This window comes from Mycobacterium cookii (assembly GCF_010727945.1).
GTDB classification, from domain to species: Bacteria; Actinomycetota; Actinomycetes; order Mycobacteriales; family Mycobacteriaceae; genus Mycobacterium; species Mycobacterium cookii.
Map to the genome: position 1 here is coordinate 3,114,849 of NZ_AP022569.1, position 23,242 is coordinate 3,138,090.

A 23,242-nucleotide genomic window follows, 5' to 3' on the forward strand; every position below is an offset into this window, starting at 1 on the left:
CGACGGATGTGGTGATTGGATCCGCAGCTGACAACGGCCGCCCTTCGTCTTGAGTGCTACTGTCCCTGGCGGGCCCGGTGCCGACCCTTTCCGCCGTCGGAAACTGGCACAAATACTACTTCAACGCTGGGCGTCTGGAGGCTCGGATAGTCTGTTGCGCGGGACTTATGCCCGCCGCGGAAAGCCGGGAGGTTCAGTGTCGGATCAGACGACAGACTTCTCTGTCGCGGACGCATGCCCGGGCCCACTCTGATGACCGCCCCCACGACGGACACCGGAATGAGCCACGACTTCTATGCGGACTACGCCGCGGCGCTGCGGCGCTACCTCGAGTCGCGCCGCGAGGAGGACCTGGCCGTGGGCCCCGAGCTCGGGCGCCGCGCCTTGCACAGCGAGATCAGCATGCTGGTGATTATCGAGAAGCATTTCCAGCTGATCGAGGAGCGGGACGGGCAGCCGGGCTTCGACGGCGCGGCGGCGATGGCATTTCTGCTGCATACCCTGGCTCCTCTTGATGTCGCGTCGCGTGGGTTCCTTGATCGCACAAAGCGTTACGAGGAACAGCTCGCCCGCGCCGACGACCTCGCCGATCGCGATGCATTCCGCAACGCCGTGGTGAATTCGCTGCAGGAGGGCTTTTTCGTCTCCGACAAGGGCGGCGTGATCACCGAACTCAACGAGGCGTTCACCAAACTCACCGGCTATCCCGCACACGGTCTGCCCTACCGCTGGCCGTATCCGTGGCTGGTCGACGAAAAGGCGGCGTCGCAACAACAGTCCAGGCTCGACCAGGAGCACCAGGTCCAGTACGAGACCCCGATCCGGCATCGTGACGGCCGCCTGGTGTGGGTTGCCGCGAACATCAACCGGGTCAACGCCGATCCCGCTGCCGGCGATGTGTACGTAGGCACGATTCGCGACATCACCGCGGAACGGGCCTTCGCCGCGCGGGAAAGTGCGGTGCTACGGCTGGCGACGGCGGTCAGTGTGGCCAAGAGCCTGTCCGAAGTACTCGAGATCACTCTCGACGAGTGTCGGCTCGCCCTCGACGTCCACCGGGTGGTGGCCGCGGTGTGGCCGACCAGCGGCGCCGAGCCGGCCATTCAGGTTGCGGGACAACGGGCCGAGTCGAAATGGCGTCAACTCGATCCGGTCCTCCGGGAGATCTTTCAGCAGGCGCGACGTCAACTGCCGTTGACCGTTCAGCCGGTCGAATATCCGGACGCCCCAGGCCAATCCAGCGGTATCGTCGCCGTGCTCACCGGTAGCGGAGATGTCGCGCTCTGGCTTGAGCTTCGGGTCCCCCGCCGGGTCAGCGCCGAGGACCGGCTGCTGGTGACCGTACTGGTCGGCCACCTCGGCCTGGCGATCCAGCACGTGCGGCAATTCGAGGCCGCCCGGGAGACTTCGCTGACCCTGCAGCACGCGATGCTGGCTCCCACCGAATTGCCGACCGGCTTCGCGGTGCGCTACGAGCCTGCTGTTCCGCCGCTGGAAATCGGCGGCGACTGGTACGACGTCCTGCGCGTCGGCGATCGCCGGATCGGCATCATCGTCGGAGACTGTGTCGGGCGCGGCCTCGCCGCCGCCGCGGTGATGGGTCAACTGCGCAGTTCCGCGCGGGCACTGCTGCTCACCGGGGCCGAGCCCGCGATGCTGCTCGAAGAGCTCGACGCGGTAGCCGAGCTGATCCCGGATGCGTTCTGCACCACGGTGTTTCTGGCCGTCCTCGACACCGAATCCGGCGAGTTCTCCTACAGCTGCGCCGGCCACCTGCCCGCTGTTCTGGCGACGCCGCAATCCGCGCCGGTGCTGCTGTCCGATGCTCGGTCGACGCCGTTAGCGGTGCACCGCAAAGCTTCTCGCCCGCAGTCGTCGGTGATGCTGCCACCCGGTTCGACGCTGATGCTCTACACCGACGGGCTGGTGGAACGCCGCGACGTGGCGCTCGACAGCGGCATCGCCCGGTTGAGCGCGACGGTCGCCGACGGCATGAACTTGACCGTGGACGAGGTCGCCGATGCGGCGCTGAGTGACATGGCGCCCCCTGGTGGATACGACGACGACATCGCGATCGTCGTCTACCGGCGACCGTATCCTCGGCTGTTGATCGACGGCGTCGCGACGGCAGAACAACTCAGCGATATCCGGCACGAGCTCGCGGCGTGGATGCATGCCGCGGCGATACCCGACGAACGAATCGCCGACATCGTGCTCGCTGTCAACGAGGCATGCGCCAACAGCATCGAGCACGGTTACCGCGGAAGCGAATCCGGCCGGGTTCGGGTCGAAGGCGAAAATGACGGCGCACGAGTGCATCTCAGAGTCATCGACAACGGCTCATGGAAGGCCGCGCCGGCCGACCCGGGTGTGCGCGGACGGGGACTGCTGCTGATTCGCGCAGTGAGCGACTGGCTCGAGATGGAATGCACGCCGTCGGGCACCACCGTGGACATGAACTTCAATCTGTCGGCCTGATCACGGCAGCACGGTGTGCATCAACATCACGTCGTATGCCGACCACAGCGACAGGTTGAAGTACAGGTCCTTGCCGGACGACCAGGGATGGATCATCGGGGCGTAGATGCCACCGGGCATCTGGAACGACGACACCAGCGGTTGCTCAGGACTCCACGGCCCCTCCGGTGACGGCGCGGTGCGCGCGATGACGTCGTTGTTGCCACCGTTGGTGTAGAGCACCAGGTACTGCTTGAGGTAGTCGTTGTACTGCGCTGACATTTCGCCGACCGGACCCGGGAAGATCGGCGTCGCCGCGCCCGGATCCACTGGGACCCAACCTTTCCCGTCCCCGTTCCAGTACTGATACTTGGTGAGGTCGGGTATGGCGTTCGGTGGGACACGCGACAGGAACGCCGGTCCGCCGCGGCCGGACGGAGTTCCGAACGAGTAGAGGTACCCGTCCTTGCCCCGCATGAACGCACCCATCTGGAAGTTCTGGTTGCCCGGGAAGAACCGCCCGCCGGGCACGGTGTCCGCGGCGGCCAGGCGGATGGTGCCCGGGAAAACGCCCCACGTCTGGCCGTTGTCGTTGGAGCGCGCGATGCCCGAGTAGTTCGTCGACCATTCGCCGTCGCGGCCCCAGTTCTTGATCGACATGAAGTTCATGTACTGGGTTCGCCCGACGGAAATGGCCGCGGTCGGAATGATTCCGGTCTCGTGACCGGCCTTGTGAATGCTGTTGAGCACCTGCTTGGAAAGTCCCGGCGCCCACACCGCCGAGCCGGAGTAGGGGTTGTTCGGCACCCCGTCCGCGACGTGGATCCCGTGCGCCAGATCCCGGTCCTGGCTGCGGAAAAGCGTGTTGTACCGCCATTGCTGGCCATGGACTTTGCAGTACCCGAAAGTGTCTCCGAAAGCCATCAGAACCTGCGGGTTCCCGGGATCACCGTTGTCCCAGGGGATTCCGAGGTCGGTGCCGGAGATGCCAAACCGTTCCAGGGTTCTGTTCGGGCTGGTCGGTCCGGTGACGAAGTCGACGAGGGAGGTCGGTGCGCCGGCGATCCCGGCCGGTGGAGGTGGCGGCGTCGCGGCGCCCTCCGGCGCGATCTGATTGGCGTTCGGGGGCACCTGGTTTGCGGCGCCTGGCGGACCGGGCGCCGGGGTCACTGCCGCCTGCAGCTGTGCCGGTCTCTGTTGGGGTATCGCCTTCAACAGCGACGAGATCAGCGGCCCCAGTTTCGGCAGCGGGGCATTGTCATTGGTACCCCGTGGTCGGCGCCCTGTCGGCGGCGCGACCGGCCCAGGCGATGGGATCGCCGGCATTCCGGCAGGGGGCTCGACGTTGGCTTCCGGGGATGAGCACGCCACTGCGGCTGCAGGCGGCGCGGAGCCGATCGGCACGATGATTCCGAGAACGGTCGCCGAAGCGACCGCTGTCGACACGATTCGACGAATCGCCAACGAAAGCCACCTTTCGCCCGGGCGAGCCGTCCATTGACGTCCGCGGTTGGCCCATGTGACGATAGTGGCGAATGGGGTTGGTGGGACTAGTGAGTTATTGATAGGTACTCATCCGTGACCGTGTCGCAATCGACAGGCCCGCCGACGTGGTTGATCGGCGAGGCGCTGGCCCACGGCCGGCTACAGGAGCCGGATGGCCGAGTCGCGATGTGGCAGCTGCAGGCTGAATCCGAGGGCAAGATTCGGGCCGACGAACAGGACCATGCGGCCCATCTGGTTGCGCACTGAGGCGAAAACCGCGCCGGCTCAGTAGTTATTGCAGGTCGCGGCGACCTGCTGGATCAGCCCGAAGTACTGCTGCGCGCCGGGCGAGCTCTGCATCTGCTGGGCCATCGTCATGCGTCGATTCGGCGGCGAGCCGAGGAACTGCCGCAACGCGGACTGCGCAATCGGCGACGCGTTGAATTGCCCGGCTGCGGCCGGATCTTGGGCGTTGAGCGCCGCCATAACCTGCGGGTAACTGCAGGTGGTGTTGATGATCGGACCCAGATCGGGATCCGCGGACGCCGTTCCGGCGCCGAGCGTGCATGAGAGTGCGAGACCGCCAACCGCGAGTGCGCTCTTGGCCGACAACGAAGTGAGCATGTGTCGATTCCTTCCACTGATCGGCATGGCTAACCCGCAGCGCCGCTCGGGGCCTGCCCTATACCGCTGTAGCCGCCGGCACCGCCCAAGCCGCCGGCCCCGCCGTTGCCACCGGCACCGCCGGCGCCACCGGTACCGCCATAACCGATCAACAACGAACCATCACCCCCCGCACCGCCGTTGCCACCGGCATAGCCGCCAGCACCTCCGGCATAGCCCGCACCGCCGGTCCCGCCATCGCCGCCGTTGCCAAGTGCGCTGACGTTGGTGGGGTTTTGGCCGATGCTGCCGCCGGCGCCGCCATTTCCGGCGGCTATACCGGCCCCGCCGGCCCCGCCGGCGCCACCGATGCCGCCGTTGCCCATGACCTCGCCGCCGGCGCCGCCGCTTCCACCGTCGGCGCCGAGCCCGCCGTCACCTCCAACACCGCCGTTGCCGATTCCCAGGGCATCCCCGCCGTTACCACCGACCATGCCGGGGGTCGCGGTGGCGTCATAGCCGGCCCCACCGTCACCAGCCAAGAGCCCGCCATCCTGGCCGGTGGGGTCTGCCAACGTCCCGGGGGCGCCGTCACAAATCACGCCACAGATGTTGCTCGGTGTCTGGAAAAAACTATTGATCTCGTTGTCGACAACTTGGCCAGCTGGACTGCTGATCCAGTTTTCGATGAACGTGTGCACCGGCTGATAGAAGGCCTGCTGGAAGGTCTCCGCGAGAGCGGTGTTGTCGGTTGTCCCATTGCCAATCAAGCCCAGCTCGGCCAGCAGACCGCTCAAGTCGAAACTGCCGGCGGGGTTGGCGGCAGCCGCGGCCGCGCTGCCGGTGTCGACACCCACACTCCCGATACCTGCAGCGGCGGCGGGATCAAGACCGGCAACGCTGTCCGACACGGCGGTCACATCCATGACAGCGGTGGGATCAAGACTCGCCGACGCGTCGACTATGCCCGTCAGAGTCTCCTGCAGCGGATTGATGAGCGGATCGATGACCAGGTCAACGATGTCGGCGTGGGCCGGCGGCGCGGCAACTACCGGGGCGATCGCGGCCGCCAGAAAGGCCCCGGCGGTCGTGGACAGACCGACTGCGGACAGACCGATCGCCGTATGACGGCATCGCCTGACGTTACGTGAGCGTGTTCGCCGTTTTGCGTGCCGACCTGCCACCGTCCAGCCTTCTGCTCGAAGTCGACGCCGACATCGGCGCCCCGCCCCCGACTACGCAAGCTAATCGACGCATGTCTAATAACAAAATCGGTTGGCGAGATTTTCGGTAACTTCTCAGGTTTTTCAGTGGCCGTCGCCGAACTGCCGGTGAGCACCAGCAAACCGACTAGGCACCCTGACCTGCCGGCGATGGCCGTTTCCGGGGAGCTGGAGCGGCTGTGTGTCGTCGTCGCGGGGTGCGGTCGTGTCCTGGACCGAGGATCCGCCTCCTACTTCCCGCTGACTCGACAGCAAGGCGCGGACCACCGGACGCGGCCCCTCGGATCGAAGCATGTAACTCGCCGGTCGTGGACGAACTATCAGCGGCCACCAGAACCAACGTCCGAGCAGCGCGGCGATGGTCGGCGTCATGAACGAGCGCACAACCAATGTGTCGAACAACAGGCCGAGGCCGATCGTGGTGCCGACCTGACCGATAATTCGAAGATCGCTCGCCGCCATTGAGGCCATGGTGAAAGCGAACACCAGCCCCGCATTTGTCACTACCTTCCCGGTGCCGCCCATTGCGCGGATGATACCGGTATTTATACCCGCGGCTATCTCCTCTTTCATGCGAGATACCAAAAGCAAATTGTAGTCCGACCCGACTGCCAAAAGGACGATCACGGACATCGGAAGCACCATCCAGTGCAATTTCATGCCAAGAATGTATTGCCAGATCAGCACCGAAAGCCCAAACGAAGCGCCCAATGAAAGCGCGACCGTGCCCACGATAACCAGAGCGGCCACAAAACTTCGCGTGATGACGAGCATTATGATGAAAATAAGGCAGAGCGCACCGACGAGTGCGATCCGTAGATCGTATCGGGAGCCGTCACGGAAGTCTTTGAAAGTCGACGCGGTGCCGGAGATATAAATCCCGGAGTCCGCCAGGGGCGTCGTCTTGAGCGCCTCCGCCGCCGCCGTTTTTATCTGATTGATCCGCGCTATGCCCTCGGGAGTCGCGGGATCGCCCCGATGCGAAATGATGAATCGAGCCGCTTTCCCGTCCGGAGACAGGAAGGAATTCATCGCGTGCTGGAAGTCCGGATTCTGGAAAATCTCCGGGGGTAGGTAGAAGGAATCATCGTTCTTGGCGGCATCGAAAGCCTGCCCCATGGCGTTGGCATCCTCGTTCGATTTGTCCATCTCGCCGAAGGACCCAGCCATGCTGCTATGCATCGTCAGCAGCATGCTCCTGATGGATTCCATGTTGGCGATCATCATTGGCAACTGCTGAAGTAGCTGCGGCAGCAGCGCGTCCATCTTGTCCAGATCCTTCATGAGGTCCAGCAACTTATCGCCAAGCTCATCGATCCCGCTGACGACGTCAAATATCGACCTGATCGACCAGCATATCGGTATATCGTAACAGTGTTTTTCCCAGTAGAAATAACTCCGAATTGGTCTCCAGAAGTCCTCGAAATCGGACACGTAATCTCTTAAATCATCGACAACGACGGTCAACTCTTTTGTCTCGGCGAATGTCTGGTGAGTAATCTCGGTCATCTTCTTCTGAATTTCATACATGCGCTTCATCAACACGATTTGTCTAGCCAGCATATCCGCCTGCTTGAGCAGGTCGTTTATGCTGGCTTTCATATACTTCATGTCTTGCATTTGGCCTGCGTTTTGCATGCTGATCAGGAAAGGTATCGAAGTGTGCTCAATCGGCGTCCCCTCGGGGCGGGTTATACCCTGCACTCGAGAAATCCCTTTGACTTTGAAAATGGCTTTGGCTAGTTTGTGCAGCACGAGAAAATCTGCCGGATTGCGCATATCGTGATCGGATTCGATCATCAAAATCTCTGGCATCATTCGCGCCTGAGAGAAATGCCGATCAGCGGCCGCATATCCCAAATTGGCGGGAATGTCTTGGGGTACATAGAGCCGGTCGTTGTAGCTCGTTTTGTAGCCCGGTAGCGTGACCAGACCGATCAACGCGATTGTCAATGTCGCGACGAGGATAGGCGCGGGCCAGCGGACAATCGCCGTGCCGACCCGTCGCCATCGATAGGCCGCGATGCTGCGTTTGGGATCGAATAACCCGAAACGACCGCCGACGGTCAGAACAGCGGGAACCAGCGTGACCGCGACCGCGACAGCGACGAGCATGCCTACCGCGCACGGCACACCTATGGTCTGGAACATGGGCATGCGGGTAAAGCTCAGACACAACATTGCGCCGGCGATCGTCAAACCGGAACCCAAGACAACGGGAGTGACCCCGCGGAAAGTCGTGTAATAGGCCGTTTCTGGATCCTGGCCAGCCTGACGGGCCTCTTGATACCGGCCGAAAAAGAATATCCCATAATCAGTCCCGGCCGCCATCGCGAGCGCCACCAGCAGATTAATGGCAAACATTGACAGTACGACGATATCCTTATCGCCGAGAAAAGCGACGATACCCCGAGCCGAAAATAACTCGATCGCGACCGTGATCAACAAAATTATCACGGTGGTAATCGAACGATAGACGAGGAGCAGTACCGCGAAAATAATCACCGCGCCTATGACGGTCATTTTCAGAATGGATCTGTCGCTAGCACCCTGCATATCCGTAACGAGCGACGACGGCCCGGTGACGTACACCTTGACGCCGGGCGGCGGCGTCATCGGCTCTACTATGTTCCTGACCGCCGCGACGGATTCCTGCCCTAAAGTTGTGCCCTGGTTACCGGCTAGGTACAACTGCGCGTAAACAGCCTTGCCATCGGGGCTTTGCGCGCCGGTCGCGGTGAGTCGATCTCCCCAAAGATCCTGCACGTGCTCGATATGCCGGGGGTCGGCTCTCAGCTTGCGGACCAAATCGTCGTAATAAGTGTGGGCATCGTCTCCGAGCTTTTGCTGTCCCTCCAGGACGATCATTGCGAAACTGTCCGAATCGGATTCTTTGAAGACCTTCCCCATCCGGGTCATGGCCTGTACCGATGGCGCGTCTCGGGGACTCAGCGGTACCGAATGCTCTCGGCCGACCTGCTCCAGCCATGGGACTGCCAGAGTCACAACCAAAGTCACCGCCACCCAGGCCAAGATGATCAGCAGCGAAAGCTTGCGGATCGTCCGCGCGATGAATGGAACTCGAGGGTGTTCGCTGCTCACTGAATCCGCCGATTACCGCTGCTGTGTCAGCAGTAAGGCACGTACCACCGGCCGGGGTCCTGTCGGCCGAAGTAATGAACTGGCGGGGCGGGGCCGCACCTGCAGCGGCCACCAGAACCAGCGCCCCAGCAGCGCAGCGATGGATGGCGTCATGAACGCGCGCACCACCAGCGTGTCGAATAGCAGACCCAGACCGATCGTCGTCCCTATCTGACCGATAGTGCGCAGATCGCTGACCACCATGGATCCCATCGTGAACGCGAACACCAGCCCCGCGTTCGTCACGACCTTGCCCGTACCACCCATTGCACGAATGATGCCGGTGTTGATGCCGGCGCCTATTTCTTCTTTCATCCGGGCGACCAATAGCAAGTTATAGTCCGACCCCACCGCCAAAAGCATGATCACGGACATGACGAGCACCGCCCAGTGAATTTGGATGCCGGCCAGATACTGCCAGACGAACACGGACAGCCCGAAAGACGCGCCCAGCGAGACCAATACGGTGCCCACGATAACTAGCGCGGCAACAAAACTTCGCGTGATGATCAGCATGACGGTGAAAATCAGGCAGAGCGCGGCGATTCCCGCGATCACAAGGTCATATGTAGAACCCTGCACCACGTCCTTCACCGCCGCCGCGGTGCCGGCGAGGTAGATCTTGGAGTCTTCCAGCGGAGTTCCCTTGAGCGCCTCCTCGGCCGCGCTTTGTATCGGTTCGACCCGCGAGATGCCCTCGGGCGAGGCGGGATCGCCCTTTTGGGAAATGAGCATTCGGACTGCCTTCCCATCCGGCGAGAGGAATATGTTCATGACCCGTTTGAAGTCTTTGGTCTTGAACACGTCCGGCGGCAGGTAGAAGGAATCGTCGTTTTTCGCTGCGTCGAATGCCTTTCCCATGGCGGTCGTGTTGCCGCCATTGTCGTCCATTTGGTCGAAGACCCCGGACATGGTGCTGTGCATGGTCAGCATCATGGTCCGCATGCCCTGCATGATCGAGATCATCTCCGGGAACTGCGCGATCAGCTGCGGCATAACTATATCTAATTGATCGAGATTTGCGACCAGGTCCTGAAGCCTATCGGTAACCTCGTCGACACCGTCGAGCGTATCGAAGACGCTTCTTATCGAGTAGCAGATAGGGATGTCGTGACAATGCTTTTCCCAGTAGAAGTAACTGCGGATCGGCCTCCAGAAATCCTCGAAATCCGAAATGTGATCCCGCAGCTCATTGGTGACTTCTTGCATTTCATGCGTTTCGCCGACCATGTGATGAGTCGTCGCGACCAACTGTTGCATCAGGCCAGACATACGCTGCATGATGTTGATCGTTTCCGTCATAATCTCGGCCTGCTTGAGCATGTCGTTCATGCGTTGTTTCTGAAAGTGCATGGATTGCTGCATACCGGCGTTTTGCATGCTTAGCATCCACGGAATTGTCGTGTGCGCGATCGGGGTTCCCTCGGGACGAGTTACGGCCTGCACCTTGGAAATGCCCGGAACAGCGAGGACGGCCTTGGCCAATTTGTCCAATACCAGAAAGTCTGCCGGATTGCGCAGATCGTGATTGGCCTCGACCAACAAAATCTCGGGAGTCATCATTGCCGACTGAGGAAAATGTCGCGCTGCGGCCTCGAACCCTTCATTGGCTGGGATGTTCTTGGGGAGGAATTTTTGGTCGTTGTAGCTCGGTTTGTATCCCGGTAACGTCAACAGCCCAACCAACGCGACCGCTAATGTGGCAACAAGAATCGGCGCGGGCCACCGAACGGTCGCCGTGCCTATCCGGCGCCATCCGCGAACCTTGATTCTCCGCTTTGGCTCGAATAGATGGAAACGGCTTCCGACAGTAAGAACTGCCGGAATCAACGTAAGCGCCACCGCGACCGCGACTGTTATGCCCACCGCGCAAGGGACGCCTAGAGCCTGAAAAAAGGGCAGCCGAGTAAAGGTCAGGCAGAAACAGGCCCCGGCGATCGTCAAACCAGAGGCCAAGACAACCCTGGCGACTCCGTGGTAAGCCGCGAAATACGCCGCCTCCCGACTATCGCCGGCCTGACGCGCCTCTTGGTACCGCCCGATGAAAAATATCCCGTAGTCGGTTCCAGCCGCCAGGCACACCGACACCAGCAGATTAACGGCGAAGGTGGTAAGTCCAATAACGTCGTGATAGCCAAGGAATGCGACTATTCCTCGGGCCACCTGCAATTCCATCCCGACTACCAGCAATAAGAGAATTACGGTCACAATCGAGCGGTAGACAAAAAACAACGTAATGAAGATTACCGCGAGGCTTACCGCCGTAATTGTGAGGATCGTCCGGTCGCCGCTGTTGCCTATATCCGCAGCGATGGCCGACGGACCGGTGACATACGCTTTGACGCCCGGTGGCGCCGGCGTCTGTTCGACGATGTGCTGAATGGCTGCGATCGATTCGGCAGCCAAGCTTGAGCCCTGCATGCCGGCGAGATTCAATTGCACATATGCGGCCTTACCATCGGCGCTTTGCGCGGCGCCGGCCGTGAGTGGATCGCCCCAGAAGTTCTGGATGTGCCGCACATGCTGCGTGTCTTCGTTAAACTGACGAATCAAATGGTCGTAGTATTTGTGGGCATCGGCGCCGAGGGGTTGCTGACCTTCCAAGACGATCATCGCGATACCGCCGCCGGAACTGGCTTCCTTGAAGTCCTCGTTCATACGCGTTACGGCCTTGAACGTCGGTGAATCGGTGGAATTCAGCGGTATTGAATGCTCTTTCTCGACCTGTTCCAGCGGGGGGACGCCGACCCCCAACCCCACCATCACCGCCAACCAGCCCAAAATGATGGGGACCGAAAATCGACGAATCGTCCGGGCTAAGAATGGCGCGCTGTCGCGCAGCTGATGGTTACTCATCGGCCTTCAGCAGACAGGAGGCGAAGGCGCTCGGGCCATGCGTAATTTTCTCGGTTTTGACCACACCGTCCACCATGATGCGGCAGCCGATGCTGTCGCTATCGCCCTGCGCAGCGATATCTCCGGCGGACGTTTGCGGGGTCATCGCGAACTCCAATGACCACGGCAGACGGACTCCGTCAGCATGCGCGGGGTCACCATTGGCGTCGAAATAGCTGATGTCGCCGACGGTCCCCGGGGGTCCGAAGATCTCGTATCTCAGGTGTTTGGGGTTGAAGGGCTTGGCCTCGACTTTGGTGTCGCCATACGAGAGAAGTTTCTCGGAGCCGAAGATGCCGTGCAGCCGCGCCACCGTCAATCCTCCGGCGCCGACAACCACCAGGATGACCAGCGGGATCCACAGCCGCCGCATGGCCTTAACAATCGCATATCCCGGAAGCCGACGACTCTTTCGAGATTTAGCCTGGGGTCGAGGTGCTGGCGAAGGTTGCCAAGTAGCCGGCAGAGGGGCGACTTCGCGGCCAAGGCGTCGGCCGACGTCTCGGAGGTCCTCTGCAGCGACATCGGACCAGGCTTCCGCGACGTCGACGTCGCGCACACCGGGTTCGATCACCGCGCCCAACCTTTCACCCGTCGACCCAAACCAAAATCGCCGCCAACGGATTGATGCTCATCGGTTCTGCAGACCGCACAGTTCGACACGAGTCGAACAGCTCCAAACCATACCCACGGCCAACAATATTGATCCAGTCTTTCAGTAAAATCAGCTGCCGGACCGGTCAGATCGTCCGAACGTCTGGCGCAGCTCGGCAGGTTTCCACGGCCCGTGAGGCGCGGGCTTACTGTACACATGTGCGGTAGGGTGTCGCGCTATGGCGGCTCTTGACGACACGGAGCGGGCGCTACCTCCCTGGACGACGCACAGCGCGGGATGCGCGACGCCGACCTCCGCCGAGCCGACTCGGCTGTCGTCTCGTCAATTCATCAGCGTCCTTATCGCCCTCGGCGGCATTCAGCTGATGGCGTCGATGGATGGCCCCGTCGTGGTCTTCGCGCTTCCGAAGATCCAAAACGAGCTCGGCCTGTCGGACGCCGCGCGCAGCTGGGTGATCACCGCTTATGCGCTGACCTTTGGCGGCCTGATCCTGCTGGGCGGCCGTCTCGGTGACGCCATCGGTCGCAAGCGCACCTTGATCGCCGGGGTCGCGCTGTTCACCTCCGCGTCGACGATCTGCGGCGTCGCCTGGGATGGCGGCGCTCTCGTTGTGGCCCGGCTGCTGCACGGCGCGGCGGCGGCGATCGTCGTTCCGACCTGTGTGGCACTGGTAGCCACCACGTTCCCGAAGGGACCGGCACGCAACACGGCGACCGGGGTGTTCGGCGCGATGGGCGCGATCGGCGCGGTGGTGGGCCTGGTGGTGGGCGGGGCGCTCACCGGGGTGTCCTGGCGACTGGCGTTTCTGGTGAACGTGCCGCTCGGGCTGCTGGTGATCTACCTGGTCCGCACCATGCTGCCGGAAACCCTGCGAAAGCCAACCAGGCTCGACGCCCGTGGCGCGCTGCTGGCGACGTTGATCTGTACCGCTACGGTCTTCGGCTTGTCGATGGGGCCGGAGAGGGGCTGGCTGTCGGCCGCGACGATCGGTCCGGGCCTGGTCGCCATCACCGCTTTCGTGGTGTTTCTCGTGTTGGAACGCACGGCTCAGGACCCCATCGTGCCGTTCAGCCTGTTCTCCGACCGCAACCGGCTGGCTATGTTCGCCGCCATGTTCTTCTCCAGGGGGATCGGCTTCACCGTGACCGTGCTGCTCGCCATGTATGTGCAGAACATCATGGGCTACAGTCCGCTGCGCGCAGCTGTTGGTTTCATCCCGTTCGCTGTCGCGATGGCCATCGCGACAGCTGTGTCGTCGCGGCTGGTGATGCGGTTCTCGCCGCGGGCGATGGTGATTGCCGGGAGCATCCTGCTGCTCGGCTCGACACTGTACGTCTCGACGCTCAACGCCGGCGTCCCGTACTTCCCGAACCTGGTGTTGCCTCTGGTCGTCGGCGCTATCGGTCTCGGCGTGATCAACGTGCCGCTCGGGCTATCGTTGTACGCCAGCGTCGGTATCGACCGCATCGGGCCCGCCTCGGCGATCGCGGTGATGCTGCAGAGCCTCGGCGGGCCGTTCGTGCTGGTCGTCATCGAGGTGGTCATCACGTCGCGCACGCTGCAATTGGGCGGCACCGGCGGGCCCGTGAAGGCAATGAACGCTGCCCAGTTGCATGCGCTGGAGCATGGCTACACCTACGGCCTGCAGTGGCTGGCCGGGGTGGTCATCCTGCTCTGCGGGGTGGGGCTGCTGATCGGCTACACCGCACAGCAGGTGGCGCACGCACAGAAAGTCAAGGGCGCCATCGACGCTGCGGAGGATTCGTCAGTCGATCTGCCCAGTCAGATCGAACTCAGCTAGCACTCGCGCAGCCAGCTCCCGCAAAGCGGATTTCGTGTTCTCGGCGCCCGGTCGGTAAGCAAGGACGTGGATGACCATCCTGCCAGGGATGCGAAAAGACAGTAGGTGCATTTGCCCGCCGATTCGCTCAAGCCGCTGTCGAGTCACGTGTTGCCTCATCCCCCGCGCGTAGGCGAATTCGGCGTCGGTGCCATCGAGACGGTTCACCATGGCGCCCACGTCGCCGAGGTTCGAACAAACCACCGGGCGATCCGGGTCGGCGAACGACCGATCGACCGCCCATTTCCAGATCCGTTTCGGCATGAACGGGGTCAGCGATTCGAGATGCGATGACACATGCGGGGTTTCCCGCCAGTTGTTCAGCGCCTGCTTGATGGCAGCACGGGCATCACGCAGGTCCGCCGTTACCCGCGTTGGATCTACATGTATACGAGCAAGGGAGGCCGCGACCGCACGCGTGTCGCCTTCGGTGCGGTCGCTCATAACGAGTTGCACTGTGACGGCGCCGTCATCGTCATGTCGGTGGCCCATGCGCTCGCCGAGTTTGGCCGCCAACCCGGCGACCAGCGTGTTACTCGTTCCGCCAAGAGATTCCGCACGTGCATCAAACACGTCGACGTCGATGGCGATCGTGATACCCGGCACGACGACGGGCTCATCGCCGTCGCCTGCTCGGACTGCCACAGGCGGCGACACTCGTGATCGGGGAATATCGGGCCGGCGAAAACTCAACTGTTTCGGCGCCGCGGCGAGTGCCCGGCCAACCCCGGGTACGTCCCGGGCTGTTTGGCGGGCATCCTCGACCACTGCGCGCAGTCGAGTGCGGGAGCGCGGCGGCAAATAGCCAAGATCGCGCGTGTTCCCCGAAAGCGCATCAACCAGAGCGATTGCAAGCCCCATGCCGTCGAGCAGGTAGTGGGAAGCCACCAGGCTGACCGCGGTCGAGCCGTCGGTCAGGGGAAGGACGCCGAGATGCCAGCCGGGGCCTTGTTCCGGATCAGCGGACAGTTGCGACCGTTCATCAGCCCAGTCGCTGAGTTCAGTGCGTGGACGCGCGCACTCAGCGATATCGATCTCCGACGGCCCACGATCCAACACCCAACGGTGCCGGGCGAACGGCAGCGGCGAACGCTCGATGCGCCGCCCCAACAATCCCCGACCGAGGTTGTAGTGAAAACGCCTCAGCCCATCGAAGTCGAGCGCGTGCTCGTACACCCACACGACCTGCATGACATCCTTCTGGCCGGCGGCGCGATGCCCCGCAAAGAAGGCTTGGTCCACCAACGCGAGCCGATCGTCCTGCCGCGCATGGCCGTTGGATGCGCGGCTGTTAGCGGATGCAGTTGTACGTGGTATCCGGATTGGCACTGATCAGCCTCCGACGACGTGGATCGATTAGCCCGTGACGAGGTGGCCGTTGGTAAGGCCGGACCAATTGATCACATGTAGAGTAGCCGACGCCATGACCGCCATCCGCCCTTCTGCCCAGAAGCCCGTCGCTCTGTTCGTGCTGGGCTTTGGCCGGTCGGGAACGTCGGCGCTTACGCGGGTTCTCTCGCTGAGCGGTGCTGCACTCCCAGCCGGGCTGTTGGGCGCCACTGGGGCGAATCCGCGCGGCTATTGGGAGCCGCGCGCGGCCATCCACATCAACCAAGCGATCCTCCACCGCCACGGCAGCTCCGGATACGACGTGACACTGCGGATGCACGAGGTAGATGCGTCCGACGCCAAAGAGAACGCCGCCGACATTGCCAAGATTCAGGCGTATCTGACCACGTTGCCGCCGGCGCCGCTCGTTGTCATCAAAGAAGTGAAGTTGACGCCGGTATCTGGCCTTTGGTTCGAGGCGGCGCGTCGGGCCGGATTCGACATCGCGTCCGTTATTGCTGTGCGCCACCCGCAAGAGGTCATCGGGTCACTGGCAAAACGCACTCGCCGTCAGCCTTACCTTCAAGCCTCGCCGGAGCTCGCCTGTGCCGGGTGGTTGAAGTACACGCTGCTGGCCGAGAGAAACTCGCGCGGCGTGCCGCGCGTCTTTGTTGACTACGCCAACCTGCTTGAGGACTGGCGCCGGGAAGTGAAGCGGGTTTCTGAGGCGCTCGACATCGATCTCAGCATCCGGGATGAGAGCGCAATCGATGGGTTTCTCACGCCGGCGCTTCGGCACCACCGGCACGGCGGTCCGGTGCCGGAGCCCTTCGGCACGGACTGGATGTCGGTGGTCTACGAAGCGCTGCGCGCCGCTGCGCGAGACGAGCCGTGGAACGAGTCGGCGCTGGATCGCGTTTTCGAGGCGTATCGGGCGAGTGAACGTGGCTTCCGGACCGCGTTGAAGGATTCCCAGCGCTACCTCAATCTTGACCGGTTCTTGCTGGCGCCCCTCGTGAAGCTGGCCCTCGAGGGCCTCGCCATGGTTCACCGGCGCCGCGGGACTTGGGCCTAAGGGCCGGGGCCACGCGATGAAATTTGTGTTGGCGTTCTACGGAACCCGCGGCGACGTCGAGCCCGGTGTCGCTGTCGGCCGTGAGCTGCTGCGGCGAGGGCACGACGTGCGCATCGCCGTCCCGCCCGACCTGGTCGGCTTCGCCGAAGCAGCCGGGCTGGCCGCAGCCGCCTACGGACCGGACATCCAGGAATGGCTGGAAGCAACGCGCAACTTCTGGGCGTATTTCTTCCGCAACTTCTGGCGGCTCCGGGATGTCAGGCAGTTTCTGCGGGAAGCCAGGGAACCCGGCACCCAGCGCTGGGCGGAGATGAGCACGATGCTGACAGCGCTGGCGGACGAGGCCGACCTGCTGCTCACCGGCATGAGCTACCAAGAACTCGCCGCCAACGTCGCCGAGTATCGCCACGTTCCATTGGCCACGCTGCTCTGGTTCCCGATACGGGTCAACGGCCACGTCATCCCGACGCTGCCAGCTCCGTTGCTCCGCTCGGCGATGAAGGTCTACGAGTGGCTGGTTTGGCGTGGCGTTAAAAAAGTCGAGGACGCACAGCGTCGTGAACTGGGCCTACCCAAGGCCACCGGGCCCGCGCCGCGGCGAATCGCCGAACGCAGATCGTTGGAAGTTCAGGCGTACGACGAGGTGTGCTTTCCCGGGCTGGCAGCCGAATGGGCCGAGTGGGATGGCCAGCGGCCATTCGTCGGCACGCTGACGATGGAGTCGCCGACGGACGCCGATGACGACGTTGCGTCGTGGATTGCCGCGGGAACACCGCCGATCTGTTTTGGGTTCGGCAGCATTCCGGTCGCATCTCCGGCCGCCATGATCGCCATGATCGCCGGGGCCTGCGAGACGTTGGGCGAGCGCGCGTTGGTGTGCGCCGGCGCAACCGACTTGAGCGACGTCCCCCATTTCGACCACGTCAAGGTCGTAGCGACGATGAATTACGCGACGGTCTTTCCGGCCTGCCGTGCGGTCGTGCACCACGGTGGCGCGGGCACCACGGCAGCGGGCCTGCGCGCTGGCGTACCCACGTTGATCCTCTGGATGGCGGACGTTCAGGTCGTATGGGGAGCTGCGGTCAAACGGCTGAAAGTAGGCACCAGCCGGCGCTTTTCGTCCGCCACCGAGAAATCGCTCGTCTCGGACCTTCGCACCATCCTGGGCTCGCAATACGCCACTCGAGCCCGCGAGGTCGCCGCCCGGATGGCCAAACCCACCGAAAGCGTTACGGCCGCCGCTGATCGTGTGGAAGATTTCGCCCGATTGCGCCGAGTTGGCTGAGTGAGGACGGCGGATGACTGTCGGGTTCCTGTTCAACACCCGTCTAACTGACCGTAGTATCTGACTCGTGATCGAGCTGGATGGCGTGGCCAAGACGTTCGACGGGAATGTACACGCACTGCAGGACGTGACGTTTTCCGTTCCCACGGGTTCGATCTGCGCTCTGCTCGGGCATAACGGCGCCGGTAAGACGACCACGATCAAGATCTTGTCCACGTTGCTGTGCCCCACCTCCGGCCAGGCAATTGTGGCTGGGTACGACGTCGTCCGACACCCCGCCGAGGTGCGCGCGAGCATCGGCACCACCGGACAGCTCGCTGCGCTCGATTGGCAGCTCACCGGGCGGGAGAACCTGGTGCTCTTTGGCCGATTGCGGGGGTTGAGGCGCAAAGATGCGCGACTCCGCGCCGACGCGCTGATCGATCAGTTCGACATGTCGCACGCCGCTGATCGGCGGGTGGGCACCTATTCAGTCGGCATGCGGCGCCGCATCGATATCGCTGCGAGCCTGGTGGTTCCACCGAAAGTCCTCTTTCTCGACGAGCCCACAACCGGGTTGGACCCGCGTAGCCGCCGCGACTTGTGGGATCTGGTGTCGTCGTTGTCAGCCCAGGGCGTCACGGTCCTGCTCACGACGCAGTATCTCGAGGAAGCCGACGTGCTCAGCGATTCGATCGTCGTCATCAACGAAGGTCGCGTTATCGCCAGCGGGACCGCCGAAGACCTCAAGGGACGCGTGAGATTCAGCTACTGCGCGGTGAGTCCTGCCAACCCCGCCGATCTGGGCAGGATCTTCGATGTGGTCGCCGATCTCGAGGGTGCCCAAGTCGATCGCGATGCGAACACAGTCTCGGTGCTGGCGTCCGCCGGAAACGGCGTTGCGACGCTCGGTGAGGTGTTTCGCCGAGTCGACCAGCTCGGCGTTGAGCTAGCCGACATCTCGCTGCGCAAGCCGTCTCTGGACGAGGCATTTCTGCACCTGACGGGGAGTGTCACCGCGTGACGGCGGTTACTGCCCTGACTGAGCGCATGGTGCTCGGCGCGCTACACGACGATCTACCGCTCGCGATACTGGCGCCCGCCGGTTACTTCGTCGTCTTCAACTTCGCGCTGCGCAATGTGATCGACACCGGCCAGATGAGCTATTCCCAGTACGTTCTACCAGTCATCATCGTTCAGACGGTACTGCTCGGCGCGCTGACGACAATGGACCGGGCCGCCCGAGATCAGGTGTCCGACTTCGGGGTTCGGCTCCGCACACTCCCCATATCCGCGGTGGTACCGCTGACGGCTCGGATGTTGTACTGCCTGTTCCGTGGTGCCGTCGCCCTGCTCGCTGCGATCGCAATCGGCTACCTATTCGGCTTCCGAATCATCGGCGGATTCATCTACGCGGTGGCTTTCGCCGTTCTCGTCCTGACGTTGACGTTGGCCCTTTCGCTCGGTGCCGATGCAGCCGGGGCTCGGATCGCCGGGGCTGGGATCGCGGGGGCCGAGATCGGGAGCAGCGGGGCAGCCAGTCAATTGCTGGTAGTTCCCCAACTGCTGTTGGTCATGCTGTCCACCGGGATGGCGCCGGCCGACGCGTTCCCCGACTGGCTGCTCCCATTCGTGCGCTACCAGCCTGTCTCACAGGTAACGGAAACCATGCGTGGGCTCGCCAGCGGCCATGTCAGCAATCTGGCGACCAGCTTGGCATGGTGCCTTGGGCTGCTGGTGGTGTTCGGCGCATTCGCAGTGCGGATGCAGCGGCGGACGCAATGATCGCGAACACACCGGTGCGGAACTCACTGGCCGGCGAAAGTCTGCTATTCGCCGGCCGGCTATTCACCGGTTGGCGGCGCGCGCCGACGGTGCCGATCCAGGCTCTGCTGTTCCCGACCTTTTTCCTGATTACCTACAAACTGGTGGTCGGCAAATCGATAGTGAGAATCACCGGCACGGACAGTCTCTACGGCTTGGTTCCGATGTGCGCGGTGGCCGGTGCGATGTTCGGGGCGCTTGGAGCCGGCCTGACGATCATCGCCGAACGCGATAGCGGTCTGCTCAGTCAGCTGTGGATGTTGCCCGTCAACCGGGCCAGCGCCTTGATCGGCAGGCTGGTCGCCGAGGCTGCGCGTACGTTGGCGGGAACCGTGCTGATCACAGTGGTAGGCGTTGCGCTCGGACTTCGATTCGAAGGCGGCTGGCTCGCCATGATCCCGTTCGTACTGGTTCCGGTTCTGGTAGTTCTCATCTTCTCCACGGCAGTAATAGCGATCGCGGTGCGTTCGAAGAGCAGCGCCCTACTCGCCTGGCTAACGATGCCGTCAATCACCTTGGTGTTCGCCAGCTCTGGTGTCACTCCCGTTCAAATGTTGCCATCGTGGATCCGGCCACTGATACCGCTGCAGCCGATGGCGCCGGCAATTGAGTCCATGCGGGCACTGGCTCAAGGTGCTCCAGCGGCGTGGCCGCTGCTGATGAGTCTTGTGTGGGCTCTAGGCTTGGGCGCTGTGGTCGGGCCACTGGCCGTGCGCGGTTATCGCGCCGCAGCCGAATCCGGGGGCTGAAACCGGGCCAACGAAAGTTGGCCGGCGATCAACGACAACCCGACTCCGGCAATGCGATCCCGGAAGGCAGAGCATCGCCGTTAAGCCAGTTTTCGACGATGCGCGAGAACAGGTCTGGATAACGCAGGGGCCAGTCGTGGCGCATACCGAGTGCGATCCGATCGACTCCGTTGGGCATTTTCTGCGCTAGCGCTGCGGCCCAGCGGCGGACCAAACGCGCCTCCTTGGCGCCGGTGAGAAACAATGTGGGCGAATCCGATTTGTCGAGACTCTCGGGAACAGTGAAGCCCGAGGATGCCACGACGATGCTGGCGAACTGCGCGTCCTTGATGAGACGCAGATCCTCGCGATATTCGTCGACCTTGGCCGCCGCTATCGGCACATGGCGAGCTTTCCGATAGCGGCGGATCACCCAACGATAAATTGTGGTGCGAGAAATCGTCCCCAGCACGAGCTGCGTCAACCGTACACACCGCGTCGTATTGATTACGGTCCCGCACAGAACCGCCCGATCAACGAGTTTTGGCTCGGTCGCCAGCAACTGCACCCCCACCTGGGCCCCGAGGGAGAAGCCCACCACGTGCGCCCGACCGCGGGCCGCCCGCGAGCGGATGAGCTCGGCCACCGCATCGGCAGACCGGCTCATCTCGAATGGACCGTGCTGAAAGCTCTTGCCGTACTGGGGAAGATCGGGAACCAGACAGTGGTATCGCTGCATTCGTTCGACCACGGGCTCCCAGGACCAGCCGCTCATCTTCCCGCCGTGAATGAAGACGATAGCGGGCGCCCCGACCGGACCGTATTCGCGCACGAACAGATCCATGCGAGCGATCCTATCTGCTCACGACGAACACTCCCGAAAAGAACCAGGCGCGCCGCGTCAGCGAAGGCGGCGGGGACGCGAACTGACCAGGTGCGGTTGGTGTGAACAAGCCGCCGGTCAGTCTCACTGGGCGGTAATGGATTTGGCTTCGAGATGTCGGAATTGCCAAGAACACCAACTACATTCGCGCCAATCCGACACGCAGCAGCAGATGATCGGTCGGATCAGGTGGCGAAATGCGCCTGGTTGACATGCGCGGCCACCCGCAAGGCGTTAGCCGCCACCGTCAAACTCGGGTTCAAGCCGGCGCTGGACGGAAAGAACGAGGTGTCCACCACGTAGAGGTTGTCCACTTCGTGGGCCCGATTTTGGGGATCCAGCACACTGGTTTTGGGATCCGTACCGAAGCGGCAGGTGCCGCAGACGTGGCCAAGGTTCGCATTGCCTTTACCGCTGCCAAGGGTGATTTTGCGAAACGGATCCAACACTTCTTTCAGCTGCCGTAAAAACGCCGCACGCCGCTCGATCTCACTGGCATGCAAGCGATATTGAATTCGCAGCCGCTGGCGGCCGTCCAAGCTCGGACTGGCGCTCGGCAGGACGCGGTTGTCCAGATAGGGGAGGTCTTCGGTCATCGCGGCCAGTACCAGCCCGCCGGTGAAGAACCGCTCATATATCCGGCGCACCGCTGGACTCATGAGGCGCAGCGCCTTCCCCCGCCCGCCGGGGCGGTTGGTCAGCCACTCCATAGGCGGTATCGCACCGAACGACTGCACGGTGCCGTATTTCTGACCGTCCCTGAAATAGAAGTCGTTCAGCCCGATCTCCTTATTCGCGGCCGTGATTCTGGAGTCCGGTTGCGGCCAGATCTCGATCGTGTCGAGCAGGTGCCGCATGAAGTTGCGCCCAACCCAGTCCGAGCGATTGGCCAGTCCGCGCGGCCAATCGCCCGAGCGGGAATTGAGCAGAAGCACCGGGGTGGCCAGCGCGCCGGCGGCCAGCACCACCACCTTGGCCTTCAGGGTCACGATGACGGAGTGCTGCTCGCAGATGACCTCGCGGACTTGGGTGCGGCCTGCGTCCAGGCGCACGACCTGACAATCCGCCAACAGGTCGGCGCCGTGCTCGGCAATGGCCGGCAGCACGCCGTTGCGGGCGGCGTCGTTCTTGCACGATTGGGGGCAGAGATAGGTCTGACAGGTGGTACACCCGTCGGCGTAATCACAGGCCATCGGCAGGTGATATGGGTGCAATCCACGACCCGTCAGATAGTCGACCAGCGGCTGGTTGTCCTTCGAAAATGGCGGTGCCGCGGGCAGATTCACGTCGGCGGCTTCCGGCCGCAGCGGATCGGGCTGACCTCGGACTCTCAACAGCTTCTCGGCCTCCGCGTACCAAGGCCGCATCTCGTCATAGCTGATCGGCCAGGCCTCCGGCACGGTGGACTCGCCGGGGTCGCGAAAGTTCTGCCGAGGAGTGAAATCGGCTGCGAAGAATCGCTCGCAGACCATGCCGTAGAGGGCCGACGACCCGCCGGTGCCGCTGCCGATGAACGGCACAAATCGTTTCGGGAAGCGCCCGCTGATGTCTTCGATCTCGTCGGTTGAACGCCCGGCCCGGGCCAACGCGTCGTAGTAGGCCTCCGCGGAACGGGCCGACAGGGGCTCGGCCAGTTCGGGCATCGCAGCGCGAATCGTCCCTGGGGCACCGGGCAGCGTCGAGCGTCCCTTCTCGACGAACAGCACCCTGCGGCCCGACCGAGCCAGCGAATAGCCCAGCATCCCGCCGCCCATGCCGGTGCCCACCACGATCACGTCCCACACAACGTGTTCCGCCTCGCGCGCGGTCAGTTCGCTGCCAGCCAAAATCGAGCTCCTCGGCGGATGATGGCCCAAAGCTTTGCCCGGTTCGGGCGAAT

15 protein-coding genes and 2 pseudogenes are annotated in these 23,242 nt (G+C 62.9%); 8 read left to right on the forward strand and 9 right to left on the reverse strand.

From position 1 onward, the window contains the following. Positions 1 to 252 precede the first annotated feature (252 nt). On the forward strand, positions 253 to 2,478 hold the full coding sequence (locus tag G6N27_RS14865) for a SpoIIE family protein phosphatase (protein WP_372513019.1): 2,226 nt from the start codon (positions 253 to 255) through the stop codon (positions 2,476 to 2,478). Here G6N27_RS14865 and G6N27_RS14870 read toward each other — a convergent pair whose 3' ends face one another. Beyond that, positions 2,479 to 3,921, reverse strand: a complete 1,443-nt coding sequence (locus G6N27_RS14870; RefSeq protein ID WP_163777048.1) for a DUF4185 domain-containing protein — start codon at positions 3,919 to 3,921, stop codon at positions 2,479 to 2,481. A 114-nt stretch (positions 3,922 to 4,035) separates the two neighbouring features. On the opposite strand from G6N27_RS14870, the gene G6N27_RS14875 reads away from it, so the two are divergent. Then, positions 4,036 to 4,209, forward strand: a complete 174-nt coding sequence (locus G6N27_RS14875) for a hypothetical protein (protein WP_163777051.1) — start codon at positions 4,036 to 4,038, stop codon at positions 4,207 to 4,209. A gap of 18 nt (positions 4,210 to 4,227) precedes the next feature. Here the strand turns inward: G6N27_RS14875 and G6N27_RS14880 are convergent, their stop codons facing one another. The 5 genes and pseudogenes from G6N27_RS14880 to G6N27_RS14900 all read right to left on the reverse strand — a co-directional run bounded on the left by G6N27_RS14880 (position 4,228) and on the right by G6N27_RS14900 (position 12,177). Continuing rightward, a complete protein-coding gene (locus G6N27_RS14880) occupies positions 4,228 to 4,566 on the reverse strand; it encodes a hemophore-related protein (RefSeq protein ID WP_163777053.1) in 339 nt (112 codons plus the stop codon). A gap of 29 nt (positions 4,567 to 4,595) precedes the next feature. Further along, positions 4,596 to 5,147, reverse strand: a pseudogene (locus tag G6N27_RS25770) (PGRS repeat-containing protein); the annotation flags it as partial. An 870-nt stretch (positions 5,148 to 6,017) separates the two neighbouring features. Further along, a pseudogene (locus G6N27_RS14890) lies at positions 6,018 to 8,870 on the reverse strand (MMPL/RND family transporter); the annotation flags it as partial. A gap of 12 nt (positions 8,871 to 8,882) precedes the next feature. After that, positions 8,883 to 11,765, reverse strand: coding sequence for an MMPL/RND family transporter (locus tag G6N27_RS14895; protein ID WP_163777059.1), 2,883 nt, complete (start codon positions 11,763 to 11,765; stop codon positions 8,883 to 8,885). Then, positions 11,758 to 12,177 (reverse strand): MmpS family protein, encoded by a 420-nt coding sequence (locus G6N27_RS14900; protein ID WP_163781834.1) that lies wholly within the window; start codon positions 12,175 to 12,177, stop codon positions 11,758 to 11,760. The genes G6N27_RS14895 and G6N27_RS14900 overlap by 8 nt, the downstream gene beginning before the upstream one ends. A 460-nt stretch (positions 12,178 to 12,637) precedes the next feature. Here G6N27_RS14900 and G6N27_RS14905 point away from each other — a divergent pair, with 460 nt between their 5' ends. Further along, complete coding sequence (locus tag G6N27_RS14905) at positions 12,638 to 14,221, forward strand: MFS transporter (protein WP_163777061.1); 1,584 nt, start codon at positions 12,638 to 12,640, stop codon at positions 14,219 to 14,221. Here the strand turns inward: G6N27_RS14905 and G6N27_RS14910 are convergent. Next, entirely contained in the window at positions 14,186 to 15,589 is a 1,404-nt protein-coding gene (locus G6N27_RS14910; protein ID WP_408632608.1) for a hypothetical protein, read from the reverse strand. The genes G6N27_RS14905 and G6N27_RS14910 overlap by 36 nt on opposite strands. Positions 15,590 to 15,683: 94 nt before the next feature. Between G6N27_RS14910 and G6N27_RS14915 the strand changes: the two genes are divergently transcribed. The 5 genes from G6N27_RS14915 (at position 15,684) to G6N27_RS25315 (ending at position 20,501) form a co-directional block, all read left to right on the forward strand. Continuing rightward, a complete protein-coding gene (locus G6N27_RS14915) occupies positions 15,684 to 16,664 on the forward strand; it encodes a sulfotransferase family protein (RefSeq protein ID WP_163777066.1) in 981 nt (326 codons plus the stop codon). Between the two features lie 16 nt (positions 16,665 to 16,680). Continuing rightward, the gene (locus G6N27_RS14920; RefSeq protein WP_163777068.1) at positions 16,681 to 17,949 is read left to right on the forward strand and encodes a glycosyltransferase; all 1,269 of its coding nucleotides are present in this window, start codon (positions 16,681 to 16,683) and stop codon (positions 17,947 to 17,949) included. 67 nt (positions 17,950 to 18,016) lie between these two features. Beyond that, positions 18,017 to 18,952 carry an ATP-binding cassette domain-containing protein gene (locus G6N27_RS14925; protein WP_163777070.1) on the forward strand — a complete coding sequence of 312 codons (936 nt, stop codon included), beginning with the start codon at positions 18,017 to 18,019 and terminating at the stop codon, positions 18,950 to 18,952. Then, entirely contained in the window at positions 18,949 to 19,713 is a 765-nt protein-coding gene (locus G6N27_RS25310) for an ABC transporter permease (RefSeq protein WP_232064589.1), read from the forward strand. The genes G6N27_RS14925 and G6N27_RS25310 overlap by 4 nt, the downstream gene beginning before the upstream one ends. Beyond that, complete coding sequence (locus G6N27_RS25315; RefSeq protein WP_232064591.1) at positions 19,710 to 20,501, forward strand: ABC transporter permease; 792 nt, start codon at positions 19,710 to 19,712, stop codon at positions 20,499 to 20,501. The genes G6N27_RS25310 and G6N27_RS25315 overlap by 4 nt, the downstream gene beginning before the upstream one ends. Before the next feature lie 28 nt (positions 20,502 to 20,529). On the opposite strand, the gene G6N27_RS14935 is transcribed toward G6N27_RS25315, so the two are convergent. Both G6N27_RS14935 and G6N27_RS14940 read right to left on the reverse strand, forming a co-directional pair. Continuing rightward, positions 20,530 to 21,324, reverse strand: a complete 795-nt coding sequence (locus tag G6N27_RS14935; protein WP_163777072.1) for an alpha/beta fold hydrolase — start codon at positions 21,322 to 21,324, stop codon at positions 20,530 to 20,532. Positions 21,325 to 21,548: 224 nt separating this feature from the next. Continuing rightward, positions 21,549 to 23,189, reverse strand: coding sequence for a GMC oxidoreductase (locus G6N27_RS14940; protein WP_163777074.1), 1,641 nt, complete (start codon positions 23,187 to 23,189; stop codon positions 21,549 to 21,551). Between the last annotated feature and the right edge of the window lie 53 nt (positions 23,190 to 23,242).